This window comes from Enterocloster sp. OA13 (assembly GCF_022440595.1).
Lineage (GTDB): Bacteria > Bacillota > Clostridia > Lachnospirales > Lachnospiraceae > Enterocloster > Enterocloster hominis.
This window is the reverse complement of sequence record NZ_JAKNTF010000001.1, coordinates 4,509,182-4,532,002: the sequence shown is the minus strand read 5'-3', so window position 1 is coordinate 4,532,002 and position 22,821 is coordinate 4,509,182. Positions and strand designations below refer to the sequence as shown.

Annotated in this window: 23 protein-coding genes; 17 read left to right on the top strand and 6 right to left on the bottom strand. The window is 51.9% G+C overall.

All coding sequences use genetic code 11. From position 1 onward, the window contains the following. Nucleotides 1–80: 80 nt before the first annotated feature. From MCJ35_RS20120 to MCJ35_RS20095, 6 genes are all read left to right on the top strand, one after another. The gene (locus tag MCJ35_RS20120; RefSeq protein WP_025485650.1) at nt 81–767 is read left to right on the top strand and encodes an N-acetylmannosamine-6-phosphate 2-epimerase; all 687 of its coding nucleotides are present in this window, start codon (nt 81–83) and stop codon (nt 765–767) included. Nucleotides 768–968: 201 nt separating this feature from the next. After that, complete coding sequence (locus MCJ35_RS20115; protein WP_008719642.1) at nt 969–1,886, top strand: dihydrodipicolinate synthase family protein; 918 nt, start codon at nt 969–971, stop codon at nt 1,884–1,886. A gap of 114 nt (nt 1,887–2,000) precedes the next feature. Then, nucleotides 2,001–3,503 (top strand): sodium:solute symporter family protein, encoded by a 1,503-nt coding sequence (locus MCJ35_RS20110; protein ID WP_008719638.1) that lies wholly within the window; start codon nt 2,001–2,003, stop codon nt 3,501–3,503. A 106-nt stretch (nt 3,504–3,609) separates the two neighbouring features. Continuing rightward, nucleotides 3,610–4,059, top strand: coding sequence for a NanQ anomerase/TabA/YiaL family protein (locus MCJ35_RS20105; RefSeq protein WP_008719636.1), 450 nt, complete (start codon nt 3,610–3,612; stop codon nt 4,057–4,059). A 100-nt stretch (nt 4,060–4,159) separates the two neighbouring features. After that, nucleotides 4,160–5,044, top strand: coding sequence for an ROK family protein (locus MCJ35_RS20100; RefSeq protein ID WP_008719635.1), 885 nt, complete (start codon nt 4,160–4,162; stop codon nt 5,042–5,044). A gap of 4 nt (nt 5,045–5,048) precedes the next feature. After that, the gene (locus MCJ35_RS20095; protein WP_008719633.1) at nt 5,049–5,876 is read left to right on the top strand and encodes a MurR/RpiR family transcriptional regulator; all 828 of its coding nucleotides are present in this window, start codon (nt 5,049–5,051) and stop codon (nt 5,874–5,876) included. Between the two features lie 109 nt (nt 5,877–5,985). Here MCJ35_RS20095 and MCJ35_RS20090 read toward each other — a convergent pair whose 3' ends face one another. The 4 genes from MCJ35_RS20090 to MCJ35_RS20075 all read right to left on the bottom strand — a co-directional run bounded on the left by MCJ35_RS20090 (nt 5,986) and on the right by MCJ35_RS20075 (nt 9,057). Continuing rightward, nucleotides 5,986–6,906 (bottom strand): M28 family peptidase, encoded by a 921-nt coding sequence (locus tag MCJ35_RS20090; protein WP_025485654.1) that lies wholly within the window; start codon nt 6,904–6,906, stop codon nt 5,986–5,988. Continuing rightward, entirely contained in the window at nt 6,887–7,402 is a 516-nt protein-coding gene (locus MCJ35_RS20085; RefSeq protein WP_025485656.1) for a NanQ anomerase/TabA/YiaL family protein, read from the bottom strand. The genes MCJ35_RS20090 and MCJ35_RS20085 overlap by 20 nt, the downstream gene beginning before the upstream one ends. Before the next feature lie 96 nt (nt 7,403–7,498). Continuing rightward, a complete protein-coding gene (locus tag MCJ35_RS20080; RefSeq protein WP_025485658.1) occupies nt 7,499–8,278 on the bottom strand; it encodes an SDR family NAD(P)-dependent oxidoreductase in 780 nt (259 codons plus the stop codon). Between the two features lie 44 nt (nt 8,279–8,322). Beyond that, entirely contained in the window at nt 8,323–9,057 is a 735-nt protein-coding gene (locus tag MCJ35_RS20075) for a GntR family transcriptional regulator (protein ID WP_034577582.1), read from the bottom strand. A 465-nt stretch (nt 9,058–9,522) separates the two neighbouring features. Here MCJ35_RS20075 and MCJ35_RS20070 point away from each other — a divergent pair, with 465 nt between their 5' ends. The 7 genes from MCJ35_RS20070 (at nt 9,523) to MCJ35_RS20040 (ending at nt 17,780) form a co-directional block, all read left to right on the top strand. Beyond that, nucleotides 9,523–10,236 (top strand): GntR family transcriptional regulator, encoded by a 714-nt coding sequence (locus tag MCJ35_RS20070; protein WP_008719620.1) that lies wholly within the window; start codon nt 9,523–9,525, stop codon nt 10,234–10,236. A 173-nt stretch (nt 10,237–10,409) separates the two neighbouring features. After that, nucleotides 10,410–11,804 carry a hypothetical protein gene (locus MCJ35_RS20065; protein ID WP_025485661.1) on the top strand — a complete coding sequence of 465 codons (1,395 nt, stop codon included), beginning with the start codon at nt 10,410–10,412 and terminating at the stop codon, nt 11,802–11,804. Nucleotides 11,805–11,969: 165 nt separating this feature from the next. Further along, on the top strand, nt 11,970–14,108 hold the full coding sequence (locus MCJ35_RS20060) for a hydantoinase/oxoprolinase family protein (protein ID WP_025485662.1): 2,139 nt from the start codon (nt 11,970–11,972) through the stop codon (nt 14,106–14,108). A gap of 6 nt (nt 14,109–14,114) precedes the next feature. After that, entirely contained in the window at nt 14,115–15,074 is a 960-nt protein-coding gene (locus MCJ35_RS20055; RefSeq protein WP_025485663.1) for a hypothetical protein, read from the top strand. A gap of 62 nt (nt 15,075–15,136) precedes the next feature. After that, the gene (yiaK, locus tag MCJ35_RS20050) at nt 15,137–16,186 is read left to right on the top strand and encodes a 3-dehydro-L-gulonate 2-dehydrogenase (RefSeq protein WP_025485665.1); all 1,050 of its coding nucleotides are present in this window, start codon (nt 15,137–15,139) and stop codon (nt 16,184–16,186) included. Between the two features lie 63 nt (nt 16,187–16,249). After that, the gene (locus MCJ35_RS20045; protein WP_008719608.1) at nt 16,250–16,702 is read left to right on the top strand and encodes a NanQ anomerase/TabA/YiaL family protein; all 453 of its coding nucleotides are present in this window, start codon (nt 16,250–16,252) and stop codon (nt 16,700–16,702) included. Between the two features lie 58 nt (nt 16,703–16,760). Continuing rightward, nucleotides 16,761–17,780: a zinc-binding alcohol dehydrogenase family protein gene (locus tag MCJ35_RS20040; RefSeq protein ID WP_025485666.1), complete on the top strand. Its 1,020-nt coding sequence runs from the start codon at nt 16,761–16,763 to the stop codon at nt 17,778–17,780. Nucleotides 17,781–17,860: 80 nt separating this feature from the next. Here the strand turns inward: MCJ35_RS20040 and MCJ35_RS20035 are convergent, their stop codons facing one another. After that, complete coding sequence (locus tag MCJ35_RS20035; protein WP_025485667.1) at nt 17,861–18,508, bottom strand: GntR family transcriptional regulator; 648 nt, start codon at nt 18,506–18,508, stop codon at nt 17,861–17,863. A 156-nt stretch (nt 18,509–18,664) separates the two neighbouring features. Between MCJ35_RS20035 and MCJ35_RS20030 the strand changes: the two genes are divergently transcribed. Next, nucleotides 18,665–19,354 carry a cyclase family protein gene (locus MCJ35_RS20030; RefSeq protein ID WP_025485669.1) on the top strand — a complete coding sequence of 230 codons (690 nt, stop codon included), beginning with the start codon at nt 18,665–18,667 and terminating at the stop codon, nt 19,352–19,354. Between the two features lie 24 nt (nt 19,355–19,378). Beyond that, nucleotides 19,379–20,293: a ketopantoate reductase family protein gene (locus MCJ35_RS20025; RefSeq protein ID WP_025485670.1), complete on the top strand. Its 915-nt coding sequence runs from the start codon at nt 19,379–19,381 to the stop codon at nt 20,291–20,293. A 134-nt stretch (nt 20,294–20,427) separates the two neighbouring features. On the opposite strand, the gene MCJ35_RS20020 is transcribed toward MCJ35_RS20025, so the two are convergent. Continuing rightward, nucleotides 20,428–21,468: a YeiH family protein gene (locus MCJ35_RS20020; protein WP_025485671.1), complete on the bottom strand. Its 1,041-nt coding sequence runs from the start codon at nt 21,466–21,468 to the stop codon at nt 20,428–20,430. 173 nt (nt 21,469–21,641) lie between these two features. On the opposite strand from MCJ35_RS20020, the gene MCJ35_RS20015 reads away from it, so the two are divergent. Continuing rightward, on the top strand, nt 21,642–22,517 hold the full coding sequence (locus MCJ35_RS20015; protein ID WP_008719597.1) for a LysR substrate-binding domain-containing protein: 876 nt from the start codon (nt 21,642–21,644) through the stop codon (nt 22,515–22,517). Continuing rightward, the gene (locus MCJ35_RS20010) at nt 22,499–22,816 is read left to right on the top strand and encodes a hypothetical protein (RefSeq protein WP_025485672.1); all 318 of its coding nucleotides are present in this window, start codon (nt 22,499–22,501) and stop codon (nt 22,814–22,816) included. Before MCJ35_RS20015 ends, MCJ35_RS20010 begins: the two co-directional genes overlap by 19 nt. Nucleotides 22,817–22,821: the final 5 nt, after the last annotated feature.

Below are 22,821 nucleotides of genomic sequence, written 5' to 3'. Positions count from 1 at the left end.
AAAATAAAAACAAACCTGCTATACTAAGGCTACAAGGACATGAGACATAACCAAGTGATTGTTACGAGGAGGAAACAGACATGAATGACAAAGTCGAAAACCTGAAAGGAAAATTGATTGTTTCCTGCCAGGCACTGCCGCACGAACCGCTCCACTCTTCCTTCATCATGGGAAGGATGGCACTGGCCGCAAAGGAGGGCGGCGCAGCCGGCATCCGTGCCAACACCAAAGAGGACATCGCCGAGATACAGGCCCAGGTGGACCTGCCGGTCATCGGAATCGTAAAACGGGATTATGAGGACAGCAAGGTATACATCACGCCGACCATGAAAGAGATTGAGGAACTGATGGAGGTAAAACCCGAAATCATCGCCCTGGACGCCACTTCTGATTTAAGACCGGGCGGGAAGACGCTGGATGGGTTTTACAGGGAAATCAGGGCCGCATATCCGGAACAGCTTCTTATGGCGGATTGTTCCACGGTGGAGGAAGCGCTCCACGCGGATGAACTTGGATTTGACTTCATAGGCACAACGCTGGTTGGATACACCGAACAGAGCAGGGGACTTAAAATAGAAGCAGACGACTTCGCCATCATCCGTGAGATAGTGGCAAAGGTAAGACACAGGGTAATAGCAGAGGGCAACATCAACACGCCGGAGAAGGCAAGGCGGGTCATTGAGCTGGGAACGTTCAGCGTGGTTGTCGGCTCCATCATCACAAGGCCCCAGCTGATTACAAAATCATTTGCAGAAGCGCTCAGATAGAACGGCTAGGACGGCACCGGACGGGACAGATGAGGCCGGAAAGCCGCCCGGACCGGGAAGGACGGTCCAGGAAGGACGGTCCAGGAAAGACGGTCCAGGAAAGACGGGCCGGGAAAGCCGCCCGGACCAGAACGCGGACATGGAAACAAAGTAGGAGTTAACATAAACAAAGCAGCCCCAAAAGGGAGAAGGAGAACAATCATGGCAAATTTAGAAAAGTACAAAGGTATTATTCCTGCATTTTACGCATGCTACGATGAGGAGGGCAATGTAAGCCCGGAGCGTGTAAGGGCGCTGACTGAATATCACATCAGAAAAGGCGTTAAGGGCGTATATGTCAACGGTTCTTCCGGCGAGTGCATTTACCAGAGCGTGGAAGACCGCAAGATTACCCTGGAAAATGTCATGGCAGTTGCAAAAGGAAAGCTGACCGTCATCGCCCATGTGGCCTGCAACAACACAAAGGACAGCGTGGAACTGGCAAAACATGCCGAGAGCCTGGGCGTGGATGCAATCGCAGCCATACCTCCTATTTATTTCCATCTTCCGGAGCATGCCATCGCTGCGTACTGGAACGCCATGAGCGCGGCGGCCCCAAACACGGATTTCATCATCTACAACATCCCGCAGCTGGCCGGAGTTGCACTGACCCAGGGATTATTTGCTGAGATGCGCAAGAACCCAAGGGTCATCGGCGTAAAGAACTCCTCCATGCCGGTGCAGGATATCCAGATGTTCAAGGCTGCAGCGGGCAATGACTACATTATCTTTAACGGTCCGGACGAGCAGTTCATCAGCGGCCGCGTCATCGGTGCGGAAGCAGGAATCGGCGGTACCTACGGCGCGATGCCTGAGCTGTTCTTAAAGATGGATGAGCTGGTAAATGCAGGCAGGCTGGAGGAAGCAAAGGAAGTTCAGTACGCTGCCAACGACATCATTTACAAGATGTGCTCCTGCCGCGGCAATATGTACGGCGCCATCAAGGAAATGCTCCGCATTAACGAGGACCTGGACCTTGGGGGCGTAAGGGAACCCCTTCCCCAGCTGGTGGAGGCAGACCTGCCGATTGCGCAGGAAGCGGCACGCATGGTAAAAGAGGCAGTTGCAAAATTCTGCTAAAAATACCTGCAAAAGAAGGTTTGACAGAGGGAACAGATTTTTCCGGCGCCTTCCGGGAGGGACGGAGGGCGCGCAGGAAATCAATGGTATGTATGATAGAAAGGGAGTTTGACAATGCAGGGATTCACAACAATTGATTTGATTATTCTTATTGTATATCTCGGAGCAGTATTATTTGCCGGCCTCTACTTCTCCAAAAAGGAGATGAAGGGAAAGGAGTTCTTCAAGGGGGACGGAACCATACCCTGGTGGGTTACCTCGGTTTCCATCTTCGCAACCTTATTAAGCCCGATTTCGTTCCTGTCACTGGCAGGCAATTCATATGCGGGAACCTGGATCATGTGGTTTGCACAGTTGGGAATGATTGTGGCAATCCCCATCACCATCAAGTTTTTCCTGCCGATTTACAGCAAGCTGGATATTGACACGGCTTACCATTACCTTGAAATCCGTTTTGGAAGCAAGGGCCTGCGCGTGCTGGGCGCCATCATGTTCATCGTTTACCAGGTGGGCCGTATGTCCATCATCATGTACCTTCCGTCCATGGTATTATCCAATCTTACAGGAATCAATGTAAATATACTGATCATCGCCATGGGTGTGATTGCAATCATTTACTCCTACACAGGCGGACTGAAATCCGTTCTCTGGACCGACTTCATCCAGGGCAGCGTGCTCCTTGTGGGCGTCACATTTGCCCTTCTGTACCTTGCCCACGGCATTGACGGCGGCTTCGGGGCTATTTTCTCCACCATGGGGCAGGGCAAGTTCCTGGCGCCTGACCAGCCGATCTTCAATCCTAATATCCTGAAGGACAGCGTATTCCTGCTGATTGTGGGCGCTGGTTTAAATACCTGTTCCTCCTATGTATCCAGCCAGGATATCGTACAGCGTTTCACTACCACAACCGACATGAAGAAGCTGAACAAGATGATGCTGACCAACGGCGCCCTGTCCATCTTCATCGCAACCGTATTCTACTTAATCGGTACAGGACTGTATGTGTTCTACAGCCAGAACGCGCTTCCGCCCGCAGCGCAGCAGGACCAGATCTTCGCATCCTACATTGCATACCAGCTTCCTGTAGGTATCACCGGTATCCTTCTGGCAGCCATCTACGCTGCATCCCAGTCCACCCTGTCCACAGGACTTAACTCCGTGGCAACCAGCTGGACCCTGGATATCCAGGAGCGCCTGTCTAAAAAGGAAATGAGCTTTGCCCTTCAGACAAAGATTGCACAGTATGTGTCCCTTGGCGTGGGTATTGTTGCCATCGGTGTTTCCATGGTGCTTGCCAACGGTGAGATCAAGTCCGCATACGAGTGGTTCAACGGATTCATGGGTCTGGTGCTGGGCGTGCTGGGCGGTACCTTTGCCCTTGGCACATTCACGAAGGTGGCCAATGCAAAGGGCGCTTACGTGGCATTCTTTGTGGCAGCCATCACCATGGTATGCATCAAATACATGGCTCCGGCCGGAGCAGTATCCATCTGGTCCTACTCCATCATTTCCATCACCATCTCACTGGTGGTCGGAATCCCGGTCAGCATCATCACCAGGAAAATGGATGGGGATGACTCGAAGCCGGTGGCGGATGCTACTGTTTATCACAACTAATCAACCAGTTTAGGTCCCTGGACGTGGGAGCCGGACATGACAGCGGTTTTTGAAGGCTGGTCCTGCCGGTGATACCACGCCCTGGGATGGAATGCGGGGGAATCATATGATTTTTGGAAATATCGGACAGGAAGGGACGTACGGTTTTCTTCCCAGGGACGTTAAGGAATTTTTTGAATATGCGGCCAACCATGATCTGGCTGGTTTTGAAAAGGGAAGCCATCCCATTGACGGGGAACGCTTCTTTGTCAATATAGTTGAATATGAAACCACATTGCCGGAGAACCGGTTCTGGGAAGCCCATAGAAAGTATCTGGATGTCCATTTAATGCTTGACGGACAGGAACAGATTGATTTAAACTTTATAGAGAACATGGAGCAGAAGGAATTTGTGGAAAAGGATGATTTCCTTCCCCTCGAGGGGGAGGCCAACAGCCATGTGGTGCTGAGGCCCGGGGATTTCCTTATCTGCTATCCCAACGACGGGCACCGCACAGCCGTGGCTGTTAACGGACCGGAGAAAATCAGGAAAGCCATCTTTAAGGTGGGGATATAGTCCAGAACCAGAAAAGGCAAACCACGGTCAGACGGCAGGTTTGCCTTTTGCGGCAGGCAGCGGTCATAAAGGTACCGGGGATGGAAGGAGAAGCGGCATTATGAAACAGTATGTATGTATCGATATCGGCGGCACCGAGATTAAATATGGCATCATGGATGAAAAGGAAATGTTCCTGGCCAAGGACAGGACGCCCACCGAGGCATCAAAGGGCGGCCCATGCCTTTTGGAAAAGGTGGTTGGGATCGTGAGGGATTACCTGAAGGTCTGGAAGGCGGATGGAATCTGTGTATCCACGGCCGGAATGGTGGATGTGGAGAAAGGGGAGATATTCTATGCAGCGCCCCTGATCCCGGATTATGCAGGCACGGCAATCAAGGCCAGGATGGAAGCTGAATTCGGTATTCCCTGTGAAGTGGAAAATGATGTGAACTGCGCAGGCCTGGCGGAGGCCAGATCCGGGGCAGCGGCAGGCAGCAGGTCGGCGCTGTGCCTGACGGTGGGGACCGGAATCGGGGGCTGCATCCTCATTGACGGCAGGGTATACCACGGATACAGCAACAGCGCCTGCGAGGTGGGCTATATGCATATGGACGGCAGTGACTTCCAGACACTGGGCGCCGCCAGTATCCTGACAAAACGGGTGGCCGCTGGTTTTGGGGAACCGGAACAGGAGTGGAACGGCCTGCGTATCTTTGAACTGGCAAAGCAGGGCAATGCTGTCTGCGTCCAGGCAATCGATGAGATGTGCGACGTGCTTGGGAAAGGGATTGCCAATATCTGTTATGTGATGAACCCCCAGGTCGTTGTACTGGGAGGCGGGATCATGGCCCAGGAGGAATACTTAAAGCCCAGGATTGAGGCTGCCATCACAAGATACCTGGTGTCCGGCATCCGTAAGAACACCACCCTGGCCTTTGCCAGACACGGCAATGACGCCGGAATGAAGGGAGCCTATTATCATTTTAAAGAGAGACAGGGATGAAACCATGGAATATCTGAAATCAGTCATACCGGTAATTGAGTCCAACTATGACAACTTCACCACGGTGGAACGCAGTATTGCGGATTTCTTTATTTATAACAGGGAGGAAATGGACTTTTCAGCCAAGGCAGTGGCCGGGAAGCTGTTTGTGTCTGAGGCATCCCTGTCCCGCTTTGCCAAGAAGTGCGGTTTTAAAGGTTACCGGGAGTTCATATACCAGTACGGGGAAAACTTCGTGGTCAAACAGGAATCCATGACAGGCAATACAAGGACTGTCCTTAACACCTACCAGGAACTGCTTAATAAGACCTATAACCTGGTGGATGAAAAGCAGGTGGAACGCATCTGCCGTTACATGTCAAAGGCGGCCCGCGTATTCGTCTGCGGCATGGGAAGTTCAGGCCTGGCGGCCAGGGAGATGGAGCTGCGGTTCATGAGGATCGGCGTGGACATCACCTCCATGGATTACGGGGACATGATCCGCATGAGGGGCGTGTTCCTGAATGAGAGCAGCCTTGTGTTCGGAGTCAGTATCAGCGGAGATACGGAGGATGTGACCTTCCTGCTCCAGGAGGCCCATGAGAAAAAGGCAAGGACCGTGCTGCTCACAGCCAAGAACAAGCCGGAATTTGACTCGTTCTGCGATGAGGTCATGCTCCTTCCCTCCCTCATCCACCTGAACCATGGCAATGTCATTTCCCCTCAGTTCCCAATCCTGCTGATGACCGATATCTTTTACTCCTGTTATGTGTCCCAGGATAAGTACTCCAAGGAAATCCTCCATGACAGTACCTTGCGGGCATTGGGGAAGACGGGGAGACCCCTGGTATGACCCGAAGAGGATACAAAAATATAGAGCCGATAACCCATGGCAGTCAAAATCCGCGGTTATCAGCTCTTTTTTCTTTGTTTTTAAAAAGGTTCAATATTACCTCCTGGCCTTACAGCAGCCCAAACAGCTTCTTCCTGCCGGCCGGGGGCGCCGTCACGGCCTCTCTGAGATAATGGTATATCCGGCTCATTGCCTCAGGTTCCACGTATTCCGGATGGTCGCGGTAGCCGCCGTGCATGGTGGTGGATACTTCCATCTGCTCCATCATCATGTCAAACTCCGGGGGACGGCCTAAGAAACCGTCCCCGTAGGTGGCCATGGCCTTCAGGTACTGGATGTCCCAGCGGGGGATGGCACAGAGGCTTAAGGCCGGGATGCGGCTTCCTGCAAAGGAGGCCTCATCGCTTCTTGGAAGGTATTTTAATACCTGCGCGTTGTGTCTGCCTAAGAGGGCCTTGTCGCAGAAGGGACCAAAGACAGGTTTGTTTTCATTGCCCTTGCCGCAGATGGCGATGGTATCACCGAATCCGCATACGTCCAGGTTCACGACCCCGGTAAGGTCCTGCCTGCGGATGACCTGCCTGTCCGGTTCCTGCTTTAGAAGGCCCTGCTTATCAGAGGCCTGCCTGTCCAGACAGGACACATAAAGCCTGCTTCCGGAGTTGCCGGTTTCCTCGCCGTCAAAAAAAGCGAAGCGTGCAGGGACTCCATTTTCCTTTAGGTCCTTTGCAAGGTCAATGAGGATGCAGAGTGCGGCGGCGTTATCATTGGCGCCAAAGCTTCCGGGGACAGCGTCATAGTGGGCGCAGAACAGGAGGCTGGGCGCGTCCTGCCACGGATCCAGAATATAATTCACAGTGCCGCGGGGGTTCTTGAAGCTGGGTTCGTCCTCCTGAAGGAAGCAGGACAGGCCTTCTGCGTCCAGGACATCTGACAGCGCCTGGCGGCGCAGGTCCGGGTCTTTTTGGGCCAGGGTTTCCAGATGGCGTTTAATCTCCATAATCAGGTCCTCAGCCTCTCTCTGCGCCAAGACAGGCATCCATGGGCACTTTGATTACAATCTTGCGGATGGCCGCAGGCACATCCCCGGTCTGGATGGCAGGAATGTGCACATCCCATGGGAAGTAGACCGCATAGGTGCCGGGAACCATCTCAATGGTGCCCTCGGGCGCGTCCTGGTTATCTTTATAGAACAGGATATCCCTTGGGGTGTCAAGAAGGTCCTCGTCCACCACGCTGGTTTTGTCATCATTATAGTATCCGGCCTTTTCCGGTCCCCCGGCGGCCAGGAACTGGACATCGATGTTTTTGCGGTGGATTTCAGGGCGCAGGGTCTGGCGGGGGGCCGTGGTCAGGTCCAGGACCTGGAGGACCATGGGAACGCCTCCCAGTTCAATATCAAACCTGCCCGGCTCATGGGCTGCCAGGTCCGTTTCCTTTAAAAAGCAAAGGGCGCTTTTAAGGGGAGCGGGAAGGATTGCTGTCTGCTGTTCAAAGAATTCATTGTTTACATTTCCGAATATCATAATGGTGCCTCCTGACTTTTTATATGATTCATGTTACCCTGGCAGAGGTCTGCCGGGGCGCGGGCGCGGATGTCCGGCGCCCAGACATGTCCGTGATTACTGCATGGATGTAAGACCTCCGTCCACGGCCAGTACCTGTCCGTTCACAAAAGCAGCCGCGTCGCTGCACAGGTAGATGGCTGCGGCGGCAATGTCCTTTTCCTGCCCGATGCGGCCAAGGGGGATACGGTCTGTCAGCTTCTTATAGAATACAGGGTCGTCTAACTGGAAGGAATTAATGGGGGTGCGGACAAAGGTTGGGGCGATGGCATTGCAGGTAATGCGGTACTTGCCCCATTCGCAGGCCAGCTGCTTGGTGTACATGTTCACCGCGCCCTTGCTGGCGCAGTATGCAATATAGTTTTCCGTTGTACCGATAAAGCTTTTTACAGAAGAAAGGTTCAAAATCCTGCCGTAGTTCCTGGGAATCATGAAGCGTCTGCCCACGGCCTTGGTTACCAGGTGAAGGCCCTTGACATTCAGGCCCATGACCTGGTCAAATGCTTCCTCGTCATAATCCTCGGCAGGCATCAGGCGGTTCATGCCTGCGCTGTTTACAAGGATGTCCAGGGTGCCGAGCTGCTCCTCGATTTCATCCAGCATCCGGTCAATGTCATCCTGTTTCTGGATATCGCAGCGCAGGGAAAGGAATCTCTTTCCGGCCTGGGCCGCATAGTCAGCCAGCCCGGCTGCCTTTTCCGGATGGCCTCCGCACACAGCCACATCTGCGCCGTTCTGTAAGAAGCCCAGGGCAATGGCGCTGCCCAGTCCTCCGGTCCCGCCTGTAATCAGGGCTGTCTTGCCGTTCAGGGAAAACAGGTTCTGGTAATTCTCCATAGATATATCCTCCTTATTCGTTTCAATCCAAGTCTGTACCAGTATCAGGATGCGGCATCCGTGCTGTTACAGATGAAATACTCCGGGTTGTGCTGCTTTAACGGCGGCACCAGTAAAAGCATCCTGGACATGTGATGGCTGTAAATCAGGCAGGCCTGGTCATTATTGCGGTCAGCCAGGGCGTCGGTTAAGTTGGTCAGCTCGCAGAGGAAACCTTCCACCATGGCGGAGCTGCTGGTGGCCAGGTATAAAAGCCTTTGCAGGTCCATGTCCACCTTCTGCAGGGACTCCCACACAAGGTCCATGTCCCCGGCCAGTATGTAGAGCTGGTGGTAATAATCCGTCAGAAGCTTGGGCGCCTGGTTTAAGTTGCCCTGGTACAGGTAGTCATCCAACTGGCGCAGGTGGTAGTACAGCACCTCCAGGTCGCTTTTTTTCACGTTCTTGATGAAGATGGTGTGGAGCATGGAAGTTCCCAGCCGGGTGTGGAGCCAGATGGCGTGTTCAATCCGTTCTGAGTCAATCCTGGACACAAAGGCGCCTCTCTGGGGGATGACATCCACCAGTTTTTCCCGGGAGAGCCTGGTAAACGTGTCATGCACCGGGGTACGGCTTACGTTTAAAGAAGAAGCCAGGTCAGCCTCGTTCATCTTCTGTCCCGGGGGAAGGAACAATTCTAATATACAATTCTTTATTACGCGGTACGCGTACTGGCGCGCGTCTTCAGTGGGGCGCCTTGCAATCATTCGGTTATTGGTATCAAAGGGTAGTAGTGACATGGCAATCACCTTTCTTGGTTTCTGTCAGATATCCGGTTCGTTCGATTGGTACAGCAAATCAAATTATAGCATAGAAGATCCGGTCTGATAAGTATGCATTTGCTCTTTCTTCCTTATTAGAGCCGGAGATTGAAATGTAAAAAATTTCCAATCATAAACTTGTATGCAATTTATGGCTTTGTAATTTCTACTATTATCTTATCATTATTTGTGAAAAAAGCAACTGGTAAACAAAATTTTAACAATAAACATGTGGAAAATGATAAAAAAACAGTTGCGTTCATGGGATAAATGTGATATCTTGTATATGTCTTGAAATTGATACAATCAATGGAGAGACGGAAAAAGAGCAACTGATATGCATTTTTAACTCGAACTGGTATGCAAAAGAAAAATCAACTTGTATGCAATCCTGGCAGACACCCCGCATGGGGATGTCAGGGCAGACGGAGAGGGGATGGGGAGATGCCTGAGGTCGTTGACAAGGTGGCGAAAATTGATTCCAGGAATGACATTTATTCCTTTTTGCGCAATCAGATACTGAGCCTGTCCATTGAGCCTGGGGAGATGCTCAGCGAGAATTCCCTTTCGTCCCAGATGAGCGTAAGCCGTGCACTGGTAAGGGACGCCCTGGCCCGTCTGACGGAAGAGGGCTATATCGTGGTCTATCCCCAGCGGGGGACCGTGGTCACCATGATTGACCCTGAGAGGATTAAACAGTCCGTACATACGCATATCGTGCTGGAGCAGGCAGTGATTGAGGAGGTCTGCAGGCAGGGGCTGACACCGGAGCAGAAAGCCCTGCTGGAAGAAAGCCTGGAGAAGCAGAAAGAAGTAAAAGGGGACAGTGATGTGCTGGAGCTGCTGGCAGCGGACCTGCACATGCGGTATCTCTTATCCACCTTCTGCGGCAAGGAACATATCTGGGATTACTTCAGGACACTGGACTGCGACATGATGCGGGTCAATTACCTTCAGTACAGTACCTTCAACTTCAAGGTGTATATGTCAAGCCTTACACGCTGGGAACACACCCAGGTGGAGACGCGTCTGCTGTTAGATAACATCATACGCGGGGACGCGGAGGCGGCGTCGCTTATATGCTCCAACCATTTTAACGCGGTTCTCTGGAATACGGATACGCTCCAGGGGATTTACCCACAGTTCTTTTCCAGATAGGCCCGGGCGGGATCCGGTTCCATGATCTGGATGGAAATATATTTAATTACATGATGAAGGGGGATGGATTTAGGATATTCTGATGTTTTGAGAGAGAGGGAAGCCTGATACCGCAGGTTTCCGAAACAGTTCCACAGTGTAGGATTATAAAAAAAGATATGAGGAGGAATACCATGGAATACATAATTGGTATAATTTTGTTACTTTCTTTCTTCGGCCTGGCATATTACTGTATTAAAGGCCACAACCTGATGATCGGATTCCTGATTATCACCGTAATCTGGACCGTCCTGCCTTTGCTTGGGACCCTGTTTGCCAGCCCGGCATTCATCGAGTCCAACCCCGTACTTCAGTTCGGCGCCGGCACGGATACAAAGCTGGTTTCCATTCTGAACAAGATTTTCCAGAGCGCTCCTGAAGGCTGGGGCACCACCCTGGTTAATGTGTGCTGGGGCGCATGGTTCGGCCGCGTCCTGATGGACACAGGCATTGCATCTACCCTGATCCGCAAGACAGTTGAGCTTGGCGGAGACAAGCCAATGGTTACCATCGCACTGTTAAACATCGTTACGGCACTTATCTTCACAGCCATGACCGGTGCAGGCCCTGTTATCGCTATCGGCGTTATCGTACTTCCAATCTTAATGTCCCTTGGCGTACCGAAGGCAATTGCAATGTTCTCCTTCATGGGCTCTGTTGCAGCAGGCATCTACCTGAACCCTGTTAACTTTGCGCAGTACCGCGCATTCTACATCACTCCAGATGAGATACCGGACTTCACACTGGGATGGTATGCAGCTCACTGGGGTTATGCAGCCCTGATCATCATGCTGGTGGCAACCACCTTACTGGCTGCAATTTATCTTAAGAAGTCAAAGACAGTACATTCCTGGGCAGCCCAGAGCCGCAATTCCTCTGCTGACCAGAAGAATGCGCCAATGTATACATTAATCCTCCCAATCGTTCCGGTTGTGCTGAAAATTTGGCTGGATTTCTCCGTTATCGGCGGCTTCATCATTGCAGGTTTCCTGGCCCTGTTCCTTTGCGGCAGGATGAAAGGAACCTTTAAAGAGAACTGTCAGTTAGTGAACAAGCTGTACTATGACGGTGTGGTTGATACTGCTCCGCTGGTAGGCTTCCTTCTTACCCTGCCGATGTTCAACCAGGTTGCAACCTATGCATCTCCTTACTTCAAGGCGATTTTAGGAAATGTAATGCCTAAGAGTGAACTGGCTGTGTGTGTGATTTTTGCCGTACTGCTGTTCATGGGCCTGTTCCGCGGACCTATGACACTGGTTGGATGTGGTGCTGCTACGCTGGGTGTGCTTTCTAATGTTGCATCCTTCTCAGTACCGTTCTTATATGCTGTATTTGCCATCCCGACCATAACCGTTAATATTGGAAGCTGTATCACCCAGTCTTGGGTGGCATGGGGTCTTGCTTATACCAAGGTAGAATCCAGAGACTTCCTGAAACTGTCAATTCCGAATGCTTATCTGACAGGTGTAATCCAGTATGTTGCTGCATTCATCCTGTTAGGCGGACTTGGAGCTGCTTGGTTCATCTAATTTCCAGCAGTGAATCTCTCTTAAAAAATAAAGATTTATTCTATAGAAGCGGGTGCGTGTCATGCGCACCCGTTATCCCCTGACAAATGTTTCGTTAGATTATGAATGGAAGTCCCCGATAAAAGAATCGCGGGTACGTATTGTAGAGTGAAAGGAATGAAAATTATGGCAGAGCGTATTAGCAGAGCTGTTCGTATGGGTATTGACGTAGGCGGAACTTACACCAAGTGCGTGGCAATGGATAATGAAACCCATGAAATTATAGGAAAAAATCAGGTTAAGACTACACATGATGACAAGAGTGGCGTTGCTGCCGGTGTTGTGAAGAGTTTTCAGAATTGTATGCGCGAGAATAACATTGCCCCTGAGGATGTTGTGTTCGTTGCCCACTCTACCACTCAGGCTACCAACGCTTTTATTGAAGGCGACGTGGCCAGCGTTGGTGTAGTCGGTGTTGCAGGCGGCGGCCTGGAGGGATTCCTTGCAAAGCGCCAGCTTGCCCTTAAGGATATCGTGCTGGATGAAAAGGTCGGCAGGATGATTAAGGTATACAACACCTTCATCAAGAAGAAAATGCTGACAGAAGATGTGATCAACCAGAATATTGATGAATTACTGAACCAGGGTTCACAGGTAATCGTTGCCTCCATGGCCTTTGGTGTAGACAGTATGGATGAGGAAATGATGATTCATAACTGTGCGGAGAAGAAAAATGTGCCAGTTACCATGGCTTCTGATATTACAAAGCTGTACGGCCTTACCCGCCGTACACGTACCGCTGCAATTAATGCATCCATCCTGCCCAAAATGATGATGACTGCCAATGCAACCGAGTCATCCGTACGCGCGGCAGGCGTAACCGTTCCCCTGATGATCATGAGAGGAGACGGCGGCGTCATGGAAATCAGCGAGATGCGTAAGCGTCCTATCCTGACCGCTCTTTCAGGCCCGGCTGCTTCCGTCATGGGTTCCCTTATGTACCTGCGAGCTTCCAATGCCATCTACTTTGAGGTAGGCGGGACCACCACCAACATCGGCGTCATCAAGAATGGCCGTCCGGGCGTTGACTATGCCCAGATCGGCGGACATGACACATATATCAGTTCCCTGGATGTGCGTATCCTGGGCTGCGCAGGCGGCTCCATGGTGCGTATTAACGACAAGGCGGTTGTGGATGTAGGACCGCGTTCCGCCCATATTGCCGGATGTGAGTATGCTTGCTTTACTCCTGAGGAGGAGATTGAAGACCCGCAGATTGAGATGGTAAGCCCGAAGCAGGGTGACCCGGCGGACTATGTCACCATCCGTTTAAAGAACGGGAAGCGCATCTGCTTTACCAACACATGTGCTGCCAATGTACTGGGACTGATTGAAGAGCAGTACTTTGCGCACGGCAATGCGGGCGCGGCCCGCAAGGCCATGCAGCCGGTGGCTGATAAGTTAGGCATCACGGTGGAGGAACTGGCAACCCAGATCCTGGATAAGGACTTTGAGAAGGTTAACGCAACCATCACTGCCCTGGCAGAGAAGTATCAGCTTGACCATGACAGCATGAAGCTGGTAGGCTGCGGCGGCGGCGCTGCTTCCCTTGTTCCGTACTGTGCAGGAAAGATGGGACTCCAGTACAGCATTCCTGAGAATGCGGAAGTCATCTCATCCATCGGCGTGGCCCTTTCCATGGTACGTGACGTGGTGGAGCGTGTCATCCCCAACCCGTCCCAGGACGATATCAGGGAACTTAAGAAAGAAGCGGCCGACATGGCTGTAAGTTCCGGCGCGTCACCTGACACGGTTGAGGTCCATATTGAGATTGACAACCAGACCGGTAAGGTAACCGCAATCGCAACCGGATCCACCGAGGTTAAGACCACGGACCTGTTAAAGGAATGCGACGAGGCAGAAGCATGCGAGCTGGCAACCCAGGACTTCGGACCAAAGGTCAGTGAAATCAAGCTTTCTGAAAAGACCGACAAGTTCTATGTATACGAGGGCGTGCGCGGCGACAAGACCCCCCTGCGTATTGTTGATAAAAAGGGCTTCATCAAGGTTCAGTGTTCCAACGGACAGGTTACCAAGTGTAAGGTCAGCGAGTACAAGGAAGTGGTTGACCAGATGTGGAAGGACGGCGCTGTGTTCAAGACGGATACCGTTCTCAGACCGGACTTCTTCGTATGTGTAGGCCCGCGTGTAGGCGACTACAGCGCGGTTGACTTAGAGCAGATTTTCCTTTTGATGGACCTGGATCTGGGAGACAGGGAACCGGATGAGGATATCATTATCGTGGCATCAGTGACGGAGATTTAATCTACTATGAATAAGGAAGAGTTTCAGAAAGCTTTAAAGCCCATAACAGACGGGCTGTTTGGAAAACAGGGGACGAGGCGCTATGAGCGTCCCCATTTTCCACTGCGTCCACTGGACCGGATGCTTCGGGACCTGGCTTCCATTGACGCGGTGGAATGGTTCCGGTACGTGTTCTCACGGGAACCCCTGAACGGCAAATTTAACGATGGGCAGCGCAGGGACTGGATGGAACACGCCCTGGCCTGCGGCAGGGAATATGCGGTAAAGGTAATGGAGGAATATAAAAGTTCCGATCCGGAGGTCATTGCCAAGGCCATGGGCATGAAGGTATCCTATCCCACCTATCCTGAAAAGACGGACCGGGTGCTTTTTGCCGAATACCGGGTGCCGGACACCATCTGCATCTATATGGATGCGGTGAAAAAGGCAAAGAAATTCCTGGAAAAACCGGAAATCAGGGATGTGCTCACGGACAGCCTGAATATAAGCAGGCTTTTGCTGGCCCATGAACTCTTCCATTATGTGGAAGAAAAATACAAACATGAGATTTATACCAGGACAGAGAAAATCAGGCTCTGGTCCCTTGGGCCCCTGCACAACGATTCCACCATCATTGCCCTGAGCGAGATTGCTGCCATGGCGTTTGCAAGGGAGATAACGGGCATCCCCTATGCCCCCTATGTCATGGACGTGTTCCTGGTCTATGGTTACTCACCGGAAGAGGCCAGCGGGCTTTACGAGGAAATGATGGAGTTTGCAGGACTTAAGCCGTGTCCGTCCGTGGAGGAACTGGAGACAGTCCGGGCGGAAGGCGGTTCCGGTATGGCGGAGGATGGTTCCGGTCCGGCGGAGGACGGTTCCGGTCCGGCGGAAGGCGGTTCCGGTCCGGTGAAGGATGATTCCGGTCTGCCGGAGGATGATCCTGATCCGGCAAAAGCCATGGGACGGCCGTCAGACGCGGATTGATATGAATTGATTGTAAAATGTGTATAAAAGCGCATGGAATGTGCGGAAAAAGGAGAAGGACTATGAGTTTACGTATCCCCTATGATACTATCAAGGAAACTGTTAAGAAGGCATTTTTAAATGTGGGGTTAAGCGAGGAGCAGGCGGAGGTCTGCGCAACCATCCACACCCAGTCCAGCGCGGACGGCGTTGAGAGCCACGGACTTAACCGTATCCCGCGTTTTGTGGAATATGTGCAGAAAGGCTGGATTAACCTGGAGGGTAAGCCGGAGCTGGCGGGAGCCAGGGGCGCGGTGGAGAATTATGACGGCCATCTGGGAATCGGAATCACCAATGCACTGTTCTGTGCGGACCGTGCCATGGAGCTGGCCAAGGAACACGGCATCGGCTGTGTGACGCTTAAGAATACAACCCACTGGATGAGGGGCGGCACCTATGCGTGGCGTATGGCAGAAGCAGGATTCATGGGAATCAGCTGGATTAACACCGAGAGCTGCATGCCTCTTTGGGGAAGCGATGAGCCGGGCGTGGGCAACAACCCATTCTGCATTGCCATCCCAAGGGAGGACGGACCCATTGTCCTTGACATGGCCATGAGCCAGTATGCATACGGCAAGCTGGGCGTCTACCGTCTGGCTGGCAAGGAGCTTCCATTCCCAGGCGGATTTGACAAGGACGGCAACCTGACCAGCGACCCTGGCGCGATTGAGGAGAGCAAGCGGATCCTACCCACCGGATACTGGAAGGGAAGCGGCATGGCGATTGCCCTTGACCTGGCTGCTGCCCTGCTGGCAAACGGCAACTGCGGAACCGATATGGATGAGGCGGATCAGGGAAGCTGCACTGGCTGCTGCCAGATTTTCATTGCCTTTGACCCCTATCTGTTCGGTTCTAAGGATGAAATCCAGTCCATGCTTAACAGACGTGTGGCAGCTGCTGACGCAAGCCACCCGGAGCGCGAGGGAAGCCATGTGACCTGTCCGGGCGAGCGCACAGTTTCAACACGCGCCAGGAGTATGGCTGAAGGCGTGAATGTGGATGAGCTGGTATGGGAACAGGTGCAGGCCATTGCGGCAGGCAACCTGGAGACAAAGGACATTGCAAGCAAATAGTATATATGACAATATGACACAGCGCGGACAGCGCTGGGGTTTTTACACAGGGAGGTAATGACCATGTTTTTTTCAAATGTAAGTATTGCAGAGAAGTATAATTACCTGGAAGAGAAATTCACCTGCGCCTACAAGTGGCTGGCTGAGACCGACATCAAGTCCCTTGCTGCGGGAAGCTATCCCATCATGGGGGACACGGTGGTTGCCAATGTCCAGGAGTACACCACATTTCCTGCAAGCCAGGGGTCCTTTGAAACACATGAGAAATATTTTGACATCCAGTACATGGTTTCAGGCAAAGAGCAGTTTGGCGTGTGCAAGCGTGATGGACTGGTTGAGAAGGAGCGCAACGAGGCCAGCGATTTAATCTTTTATGAGGAGCCGGAGTTTTCAGGAAGCGTATTCCTGGAGGAGGGCGACCTGATCGTGGTTGCGCCTGAGGATGCCCACAAGCCAAGATGCCAGGCAGGCGGACCATGTGAGGTTAAGAAGGTAGTTGTGAAGGTAGCCCTGTAACAGGGGCGGTGCATGGATCCCGGCGGGTTCCATTGCATGCGGTAAGGAGGAGACGACAATGAAAGCAATAAAACTGGCAGAACCAAGACAGGTGGACTGCGTTGAACTTGAAAAGCCGGTGCCAGGACCCGGGCAGGCCCTGATACGGATTAAGACAGCAGGCATATGCGGCAGTGATATCGGCGCCTTCAGAGGCACCAACAAGCTGGTATCCTATCCAAGGATCATCGGCCATGAGCTGGCCGGCATCATTGAAGAGATTCCGGCTGATAACCCAAAGGGCTTAAAGCCGGGGGATAAGGTGATTGTGGATCCTTATCTTTATTGTGGGAAATGTTATCCATGCAGCATCGGGCGCACCAACTGCTGTACGGACTTAAAGGTTCTGGGCGTACATATTGACGGCGGCATGGCGGAGTATTTCTGCCATCCCGCAGACATGCTGGTAAAGATGCCGGAGGATATGGATTGGACGGATGCAGCCATGGCTGAGCCGCTGACCATTTCCCTCCATGGTGTCCACAGAGGCGGATTAAAGGCAGGGGAGTACTGCGCCATCATCGGTGCAGGCCCAATCGGGCTGTTGGCCGGAATGATTGCCCAGGCTTACGGCGCCCATGCCATCCTGCTGGACCTGGTGCAGGAGCGTCTGGATTTTGCAAAGGAGCTGGGGATTGAATATGTCATCAATTCCAGCAATGAGGATCCGGAAACACGCGTCCGCGAGATTACCGGAGGGATGATGGCGCAGCAGGTAATGGAGTGCAGCGGCGCCAATGCGGCTGTCCGTTTAAGCCTGGACCTTGTAAGCCATGCCGGAAGGGTTACCCTTACCGGATGGCCTCCAAAGGAGACATCGATACCAACGGACCTGATTACGCGCAAGGAAATCGACATCCGGGGCGCACGCACCAGCGCAGGGGAATTTGAGGAGGCAATCCAGCTGATTTACACGAAAAAGGTAGATGTGGCTAAAATCCTCACAAAGACCATCGGGCTTGGGGAAGCGCCTGGGACAATCAGGGATATTGAGAAAAATCCCGGCAATTATATGAAGGTAGTTGTAAAAATGGATTAAGTGTCCTTTGGCAACTTTAAAAATGCATCCTGCACCAGGCAGCACTGGTGTAAGATGCATTTTTGCCATCAGGGATTCCGTTAAAGAAGGTCCATGTTAAGAGGCATCAGCAGGTGTGCGATGAGGATCCGGTAGGCCTTGTCGCCGTCCTCGTCCTTCAGGCATCTGTAAAGCTCCTCGTGTTCATCATAGGTGGCCTGGGCGCGGCCGTCAATGGCCAGGGCGCCCGCAGTGGTCAGATGGATCATGTACATCAGCCTCTGGAACAGGTGGTTGAATTCGTCATTGTCCGCATAGTGGACCAGGAGAAGATGGAACCGGTGGTCCTCCTCGATGAAGGAACGTCGTGCATTGGGGGAGTCCAGGGCCTTTTTCTGGCGGGCCAGGGAGCGCTCCATTTCCTTTAATAGTTTCTGGCAGCGTTTCTCCGATGGCTGGGATGCAATCAGATGGACGCAGAAACCCTCTATGGCACAGCGTATCTGTATGGATTCCCTCATGGATTCCCTGCTCAGCTGGCGTATCATGAAGCCGCGGCTGGGAATGATAGTGATATAGCCATCCTGGGACAGGCACTGGAGCGCTTCCCTCATGGGGGTGCGTGAGATGCCAAGCTCCTTTGATATCCTTGTCTCGGAATAGAGCTCGCCCGGTGTCAGGATATTGGAGAGGATCTGCTCCTTCAGTGTATTATATGCTTGGGACTGCAGTGAATTTTTGGCAACCATCATAAAAAACTCCTTACTCTTAATCCTATGGGATATTGGATTAATCATACCCCAGATATTCTATAAAGTCAATGAAAAAGTGCTTGACCGGTATACCGGTATACTGGTATAATGAACTCAACGATAATGAATCATATTAACAGGAGGTATTAAGCAATGAGCGTATACGAATTAGGCAATGGTTTAAGACTGGTTGATTTAACAAAGGTGCTGGATCCGGCAACAGAGTCCAGAAGATGTCATCTGATCCGCTACAACACAGGCGGCCCGATCCCGGATTTCCACACGGCGCTGGATCTGACCACCCATCTGGGAACACACTGCGAGTGTCCTTACCATCACTTTGAGGATGGGAAGTCGGTTGGGGATCTTCCTCTGACTACATTTATGGGACGTGCAATCTATGTGAACATCGATTTCCTGGAGCCCAATGCACACATCAGCGCAGCTGACCTGGACCGTGCATGCGGGGACCGCATCAAGGAAGGGGATATTGTGATCCTGGACAGCAACTGGAAGTTCCCTCCATTCACACCCGCTACCAACAGCCCGGATGACAAGCGTCTGTTCATCAATGCCGAGAGCGCATGGTGGTTCCGCAACCACAAAGTGAAATGTGTGGGCTTTGGCGACGGTGTTTCCATTGAGAACTGCAACGAGGACGTTAAGCCTTTCCATGATATCCTGATGGAAGTGGACATTGTATTCCTGGAAGTATTAAAGAACCTGGAGGAGCTTTCTACCGATACCTTCTTCATGTCCTATACCCCATTACCGCTCATTGGCGCTGACTCCATGCCGGTCCGCGCATATGCAATCGAGGGTCTGCCAGGATTTACTGCATAATATGCATGATAGAAGGTGGGAAATATGAGAATAGCTGTAATCGGCGCCGGAGCCATGGGTTCCATCTATGGCGGACATCTGTCACAGAACAATGAAGTATATCTTGTAGATACGGCTGCTCCGGTTGTGGAGCATATCCGGAAAGAAGGTCTTAAGATACAGGAGAACGGCCAGGATGTGATATACCGCCCACAGGCCATGACATCCACGGAGGGGCTTGAACCAGTGGATCTGGTCATCCTGTTCGTGAAGTCCCTGTTCTCACGGGCAGCCCTGTCAGGCAATAAGAGCCTGATTGGGCCGGATACCTATGTGATGACACTGCAGAACGGTTCCGGACATGAAGACATCCTGGGAGAGTTTGTTGACCAGGACCATATTGTTATCGGGACCACTGAGGATAATGGCGCGGTTCTTGGACTGGGCCATATCAGACGCGGCGGTGAGGGAAACACCAATGTGGGCATGCTGGTTGAGGATAAGGACGGTTTCCTGCCAAGACTGAAGGAAGCATTTGACTGCTGCGGGTTCAATGTGAAAATCCATGCCAATATCCAGCAGCTGATCTGGGATAAGCTGTTTACCAATGTATCCTTAAGCGCGGTGACAGGCATCCTTCAGGTGGATATGGGCTACATCGCATCCAATGAATACGCCTGGGCCATGACACGCAGGCTCATTAAGGAGGCAGTGGCAGTGGCCAAGGCCATGGGCCTTGAGGCTGACGAGGAAGCCATTGCCGCCAAGGTAAGGAAGACCTCCGAGATGTCTCCCAATGGCTGCACCTCCATCCGTGCCGACTTAAGGGATGGAAGGAAGAGCGAGGTGGACACCATCAGCGGTTCGGTTGTGCGCGCCGCGGCAAAGGTGGGCGTACCAGTGCCAAGCCATGAGTTTGTGGTGAATATGGTCCATGCTTTGGAAGGAAAGAACGCCTGACCCGGGATACATTCAGGCAGGGTTACCGATTGGAATATGAAGTCGATTGGAATATGAAGTAAGGCCGCACCGTCAGCTGACGGTGGCGGCCTTATTTTAATCGCAGGAAACTGAACACTGGAAGGGGGCTGGGTTTACCAGATGCCGAGAATACTCTGAAGCCCCAGGCTTACAGCCGTGATGCCCGCCCAGCAGCACGCACCCATGAAGATTGGCTTCCCGCCGGTCTTTATGAGTTTTACCAGGTTGGTGTTAAGTCCGATGGCAGCCATGGCCAGAACAATGAAGAATTTGCTCAGTTCCTTGATGGGCTGGAAAAAGGCCATGGGCACACCCGCATTAAGGGCTATGGTGGTGAGGATGGAGGCAGCCATGAAGTAAAGGATGAAGAATGGGAATATATCCTTGAAGCTTACGGACTGTCCCTGTGCCCTATCATTTTTTTCTTCGTTCCTGGTCCTTATGAATGCCAGGAACAGGGTGATTGGGATGATTGCCAGGGTCCTGGTAAGCTTTACGGTCACTGCTTTGTCCAGGGTGGCGGAGCCAAGGTTCCACATGCCGTCCCAGGTGGATGCGGCGGCTGTCACGGAGGAGGTGTCATTGATGGCAGTGCCCGCGAATACGCCGAAAGCGTTGCCGGACATTGTGTCAAATCCAAGCATTTTCCCAAAGGCCGGGAACAGGATTGCTGCCAGCACGTTAAAGAAGAAGATGACGGAGATTGCCTGCGCAACCTCTTCATCGTCAGCGTCAATGACCGGGGCAGTGGCCGCAATGGCGGAACCACCGCAGATGGAGGAACCAACGCCCACCAGGGTGGATATCTTAGATGGAATATTCATGGCTTTATGTAATGCATATGCAATGATCAGGGAGGTTGTGATGGTGGAGATTATGATTGGCAGGGACTGTTTGCCCGTTTCCAGGACAACACTCAGATTCATCCCAAAGCCAAGAAGTATGACGGCCCATTGAAGTATTTTCTTTGATGTAAATTTAATTCCCGGTTCCAGCGCTTCCTTGTGCCGGATGAAGCCTGTGAGGACCATGCCCGCCAGGATGGCAATCACGGCGCCTCCTACAATGGGGAATAGTTTCCCTAAAAACCAGGACGGCAGTGCGATGACCAGACACAGAAGCAGTCCCTTCCATTTTTGTTTCAATCCTATCATTCCTTTTTCCTCCTCAAAATATCGGTATGTATTGGTGTAACCTGGAATACATGGTAACTTATGGAAAGCATAAAGTAAAATTATATATATTTATATTTTAATAAAGTTATGTTATGATAAGGAATAAGCATAAAATACGTTGGAAATATAGGTGGATAAAGGGGATTTGGATCATGCTGGATTTCAGGGTTTACACATTTCTTGCCGTATGCAGGCATATGAATTACACCAAGGCCGCTGAGGAGCTGCACATTACACAGCCAGCCGTATCGCAGCATATACGGTATCTGGAAACGCTTTATGGGGTCAGGCTGTTTATCAGTGAGGGGAAGAAGGTACATCTTTCCCCGGCAGGTGAAAGGCTGCTCCAGGCAGCTACCACGCTCAAGAATGACGAGGCCCACCTGAAGGAGCTGCTGGCCTGCGTTCCGGAGCAGGCCCCTACCTTGAGGTTTGGGACCACAAGGACTATTGGGGAGTCAGTCATATCCACGCCCCTGGCTTCCTATATACACCGGCATCCGGACGCGGATATCCGGGTATCCATCGGCAACACGGATGAGCTTCTTCATAAGCTTTCAAACGGGGATATCCAGTTTGCCATGGTGGAGGGGTACTATGATGAGCGTATCTACGATTCCCTGGTGTACCGGACCGAGCCATTTATCCCGGTGTGCGCTTCCTGCCACCGGTTTAAGCGTGAGCCTGGGCAGCTTAAGGACCTGTTAGGGGAGCATCTCCTGATTCGGGAGCCGGGGTCGGGGACAAGGGATATACTGGAGAAGAACCTGGAGATAAAGAATATCCGGCTGACGGATTTTGCCCATATGACCGAGGTTGGGAGTATGCATGTAATCCTCCAGCTGCTGGAGAAGGACGCTGGCGTCACCTTCCTTTACAGGACCGCGGTGGAAGAGGGAATTGAGGACGGCAGGATCCGTGAACTGCAGCTGCGGGATTTCCAGATGGAGCATGATTTTGCTTTTATATGGAACAAAGGCAGTATATATGGGGATGTTTACAGGGAGATATGCAGGGAACTGCAATAGGATCCATGACAGGGGAAGATATGGCCGGCCAATCGGTATGGACGGTGCACAGGCACAACCAGGCGGCGGATGGATTAATAGCGGACGGATTAATAGCGGATGGATTGATATTTGAGATAGAGCAGGAGTGTTCTGATCTGGCGATGGTTTTCCTGTTGCCTGATCCGGACCCTCCTGTTTTTTGTGCAGATGAGAAAAAAAGCCAAAAGTGGTTGACAAATACAATAATAGTAATTATTATTAATATTAGGATTGCACGGAATTACCACAAACAATACAACAGAGAAAGTGTGAGGTAAAAGCT

Bases quoted from the DNA above. Each gene is read 5' to 3' on its own strand.
- MCJ35_RS20055 (WP_025485663.1), top strand. From the start codon at position 14,115: ATGAATAAGGAAGAGTTTCAGAAAGCTTTAAAGCCCATAACAGACGGG.
- MCJ35_RS20045 (WP_008719608.1), top strand. From the start codon at position 16,250: ATGTTTTTTTCAAATGTAAGTATTGCAGAGAAGTATAATTACCTGGAA.
- MCJ35_RS20030 (WP_025485669.1), top strand. From the start codon at position 18,665: ATGAGCGTATACGAATTAGGCAATGGTTTAAGACTGGTTGATTTAACA.
- MCJ35_RS20020 (WP_025485671.1), bottom strand. From the start codon at position 21,468: ATGATAGGATTGAAACAAAAATGGAAGGGACTGCTTCTGTGTCTGGTC.
- MCJ35_RS20120 (WP_025485650.1), top strand. From the start codon at position 81: ATGAATGACAAAGTCGAAAACCTGAAAGGAAAATTGATTGTTTCCTGC.
- MCJ35_RS20095 (WP_008719633.1), top strand. From the start codon at position 5,049: ATGGAATATCTGAAATCAGTCATACCGGTAATTGAGTCCAACTATGAC.
- MCJ35_RS20035 (WP_025485667.1), bottom strand. From the start codon at position 18,508: ATGGTTGCCAAAAATTCACTGCAGTCCCAAGCATATAATACACTGAAG.
- MCJ35_RS20075 (WP_034577582.1), bottom strand. From the start codon at position 9,057: ATGTCACTACTACCCTTTGATACCAATAACCGAATGATTGCAAGGCGC.
- MCJ35_RS20015 (WP_008719597.1), top strand. From the start codon at position 21,642: ATGCTGGATTTCAGGGTTTACACATTTCTTGCCGTATGCAGGCATATG.
- MCJ35_RS20010 (WP_025485672.1), top strand. From the start codon at position 22,499: ATGCAGGGAACTGCAATAGGATCCATGACAGGGGAAGATATGGCCGGC.
- MCJ35_RS20100 (WP_008719635.1), top strand. From the start codon at position 4,160: ATGAAACAGTATGTATGTATCGATATCGGCGGCACCGAGATTAAATAT.
- MCJ35_RS20025 (WP_025485670.1), top strand. From the start codon at position 19,379: ATGAGAATAGCTGTAATCGGCGCCGGAGCCATGGGTTCCATCTATGGC.
- yiaK (WP_025485665.1), top strand. From the start codon at position 15,137: ATGAGTTTACGTATCCCCTATGATACTATCAAGGAAACTGTTAAGAAG.
- MCJ35_RS20115 (WP_008719642.1), top strand. From the start codon at position 969: ATGGCAAATTTAGAAAAGTACAAAGGTATTATTCCTGCATTTTACGCA.
- MCJ35_RS20060 (WP_025485662.1), top strand. From the start codon at position 11,970: ATGGCAGAGCGTATTAGCAGAGCTGTTCGTATGGGTATTGACGTAGGC.
- MCJ35_RS20110 (WP_008719638.1), top strand. From the start codon at position 2,001: ATGCAGGGATTCACAACAATTGATTTGATTATTCTTATTGTATATCTC.
- MCJ35_RS20065 (WP_025485661.1), top strand. From the start codon at position 10,410: ATGGAATACATAATTGGTATAATTTTGTTACTTTCTTTCTTCGGCCTG.
- MCJ35_RS20080 (WP_025485658.1), bottom strand. From the start codon at position 8,278: ATGGAGAATTACCAGAACCTGTTTTCCCTGAACGGCAAGACAGCCCTG.
- MCJ35_RS20085 (WP_025485656.1), bottom strand. From the start codon at position 7,402: ATGATATTCGGAAATGTAAACAATGAATTCTTTGAACAGCAGACAGCA.
- MCJ35_RS20070 (WP_008719620.1), top strand. From the start codon at position 9,523: ATGCCTGAGGTCGTTGACAAGGTGGCGAAAATTGATTCCAGGAATGAC.
- MCJ35_RS20105 (WP_008719636.1), top strand. From the start codon at position 3,610: ATGATTTTTGGAAATATCGGACAGGAAGGGACGTACGGTTTTCTTCCC.
- MCJ35_RS20040 (WP_025485666.1), top strand. From the start codon at position 16,761: ATGAAAGCAATAAAACTGGCAGAACCAAGACAGGTGGACTGCGTTGAA.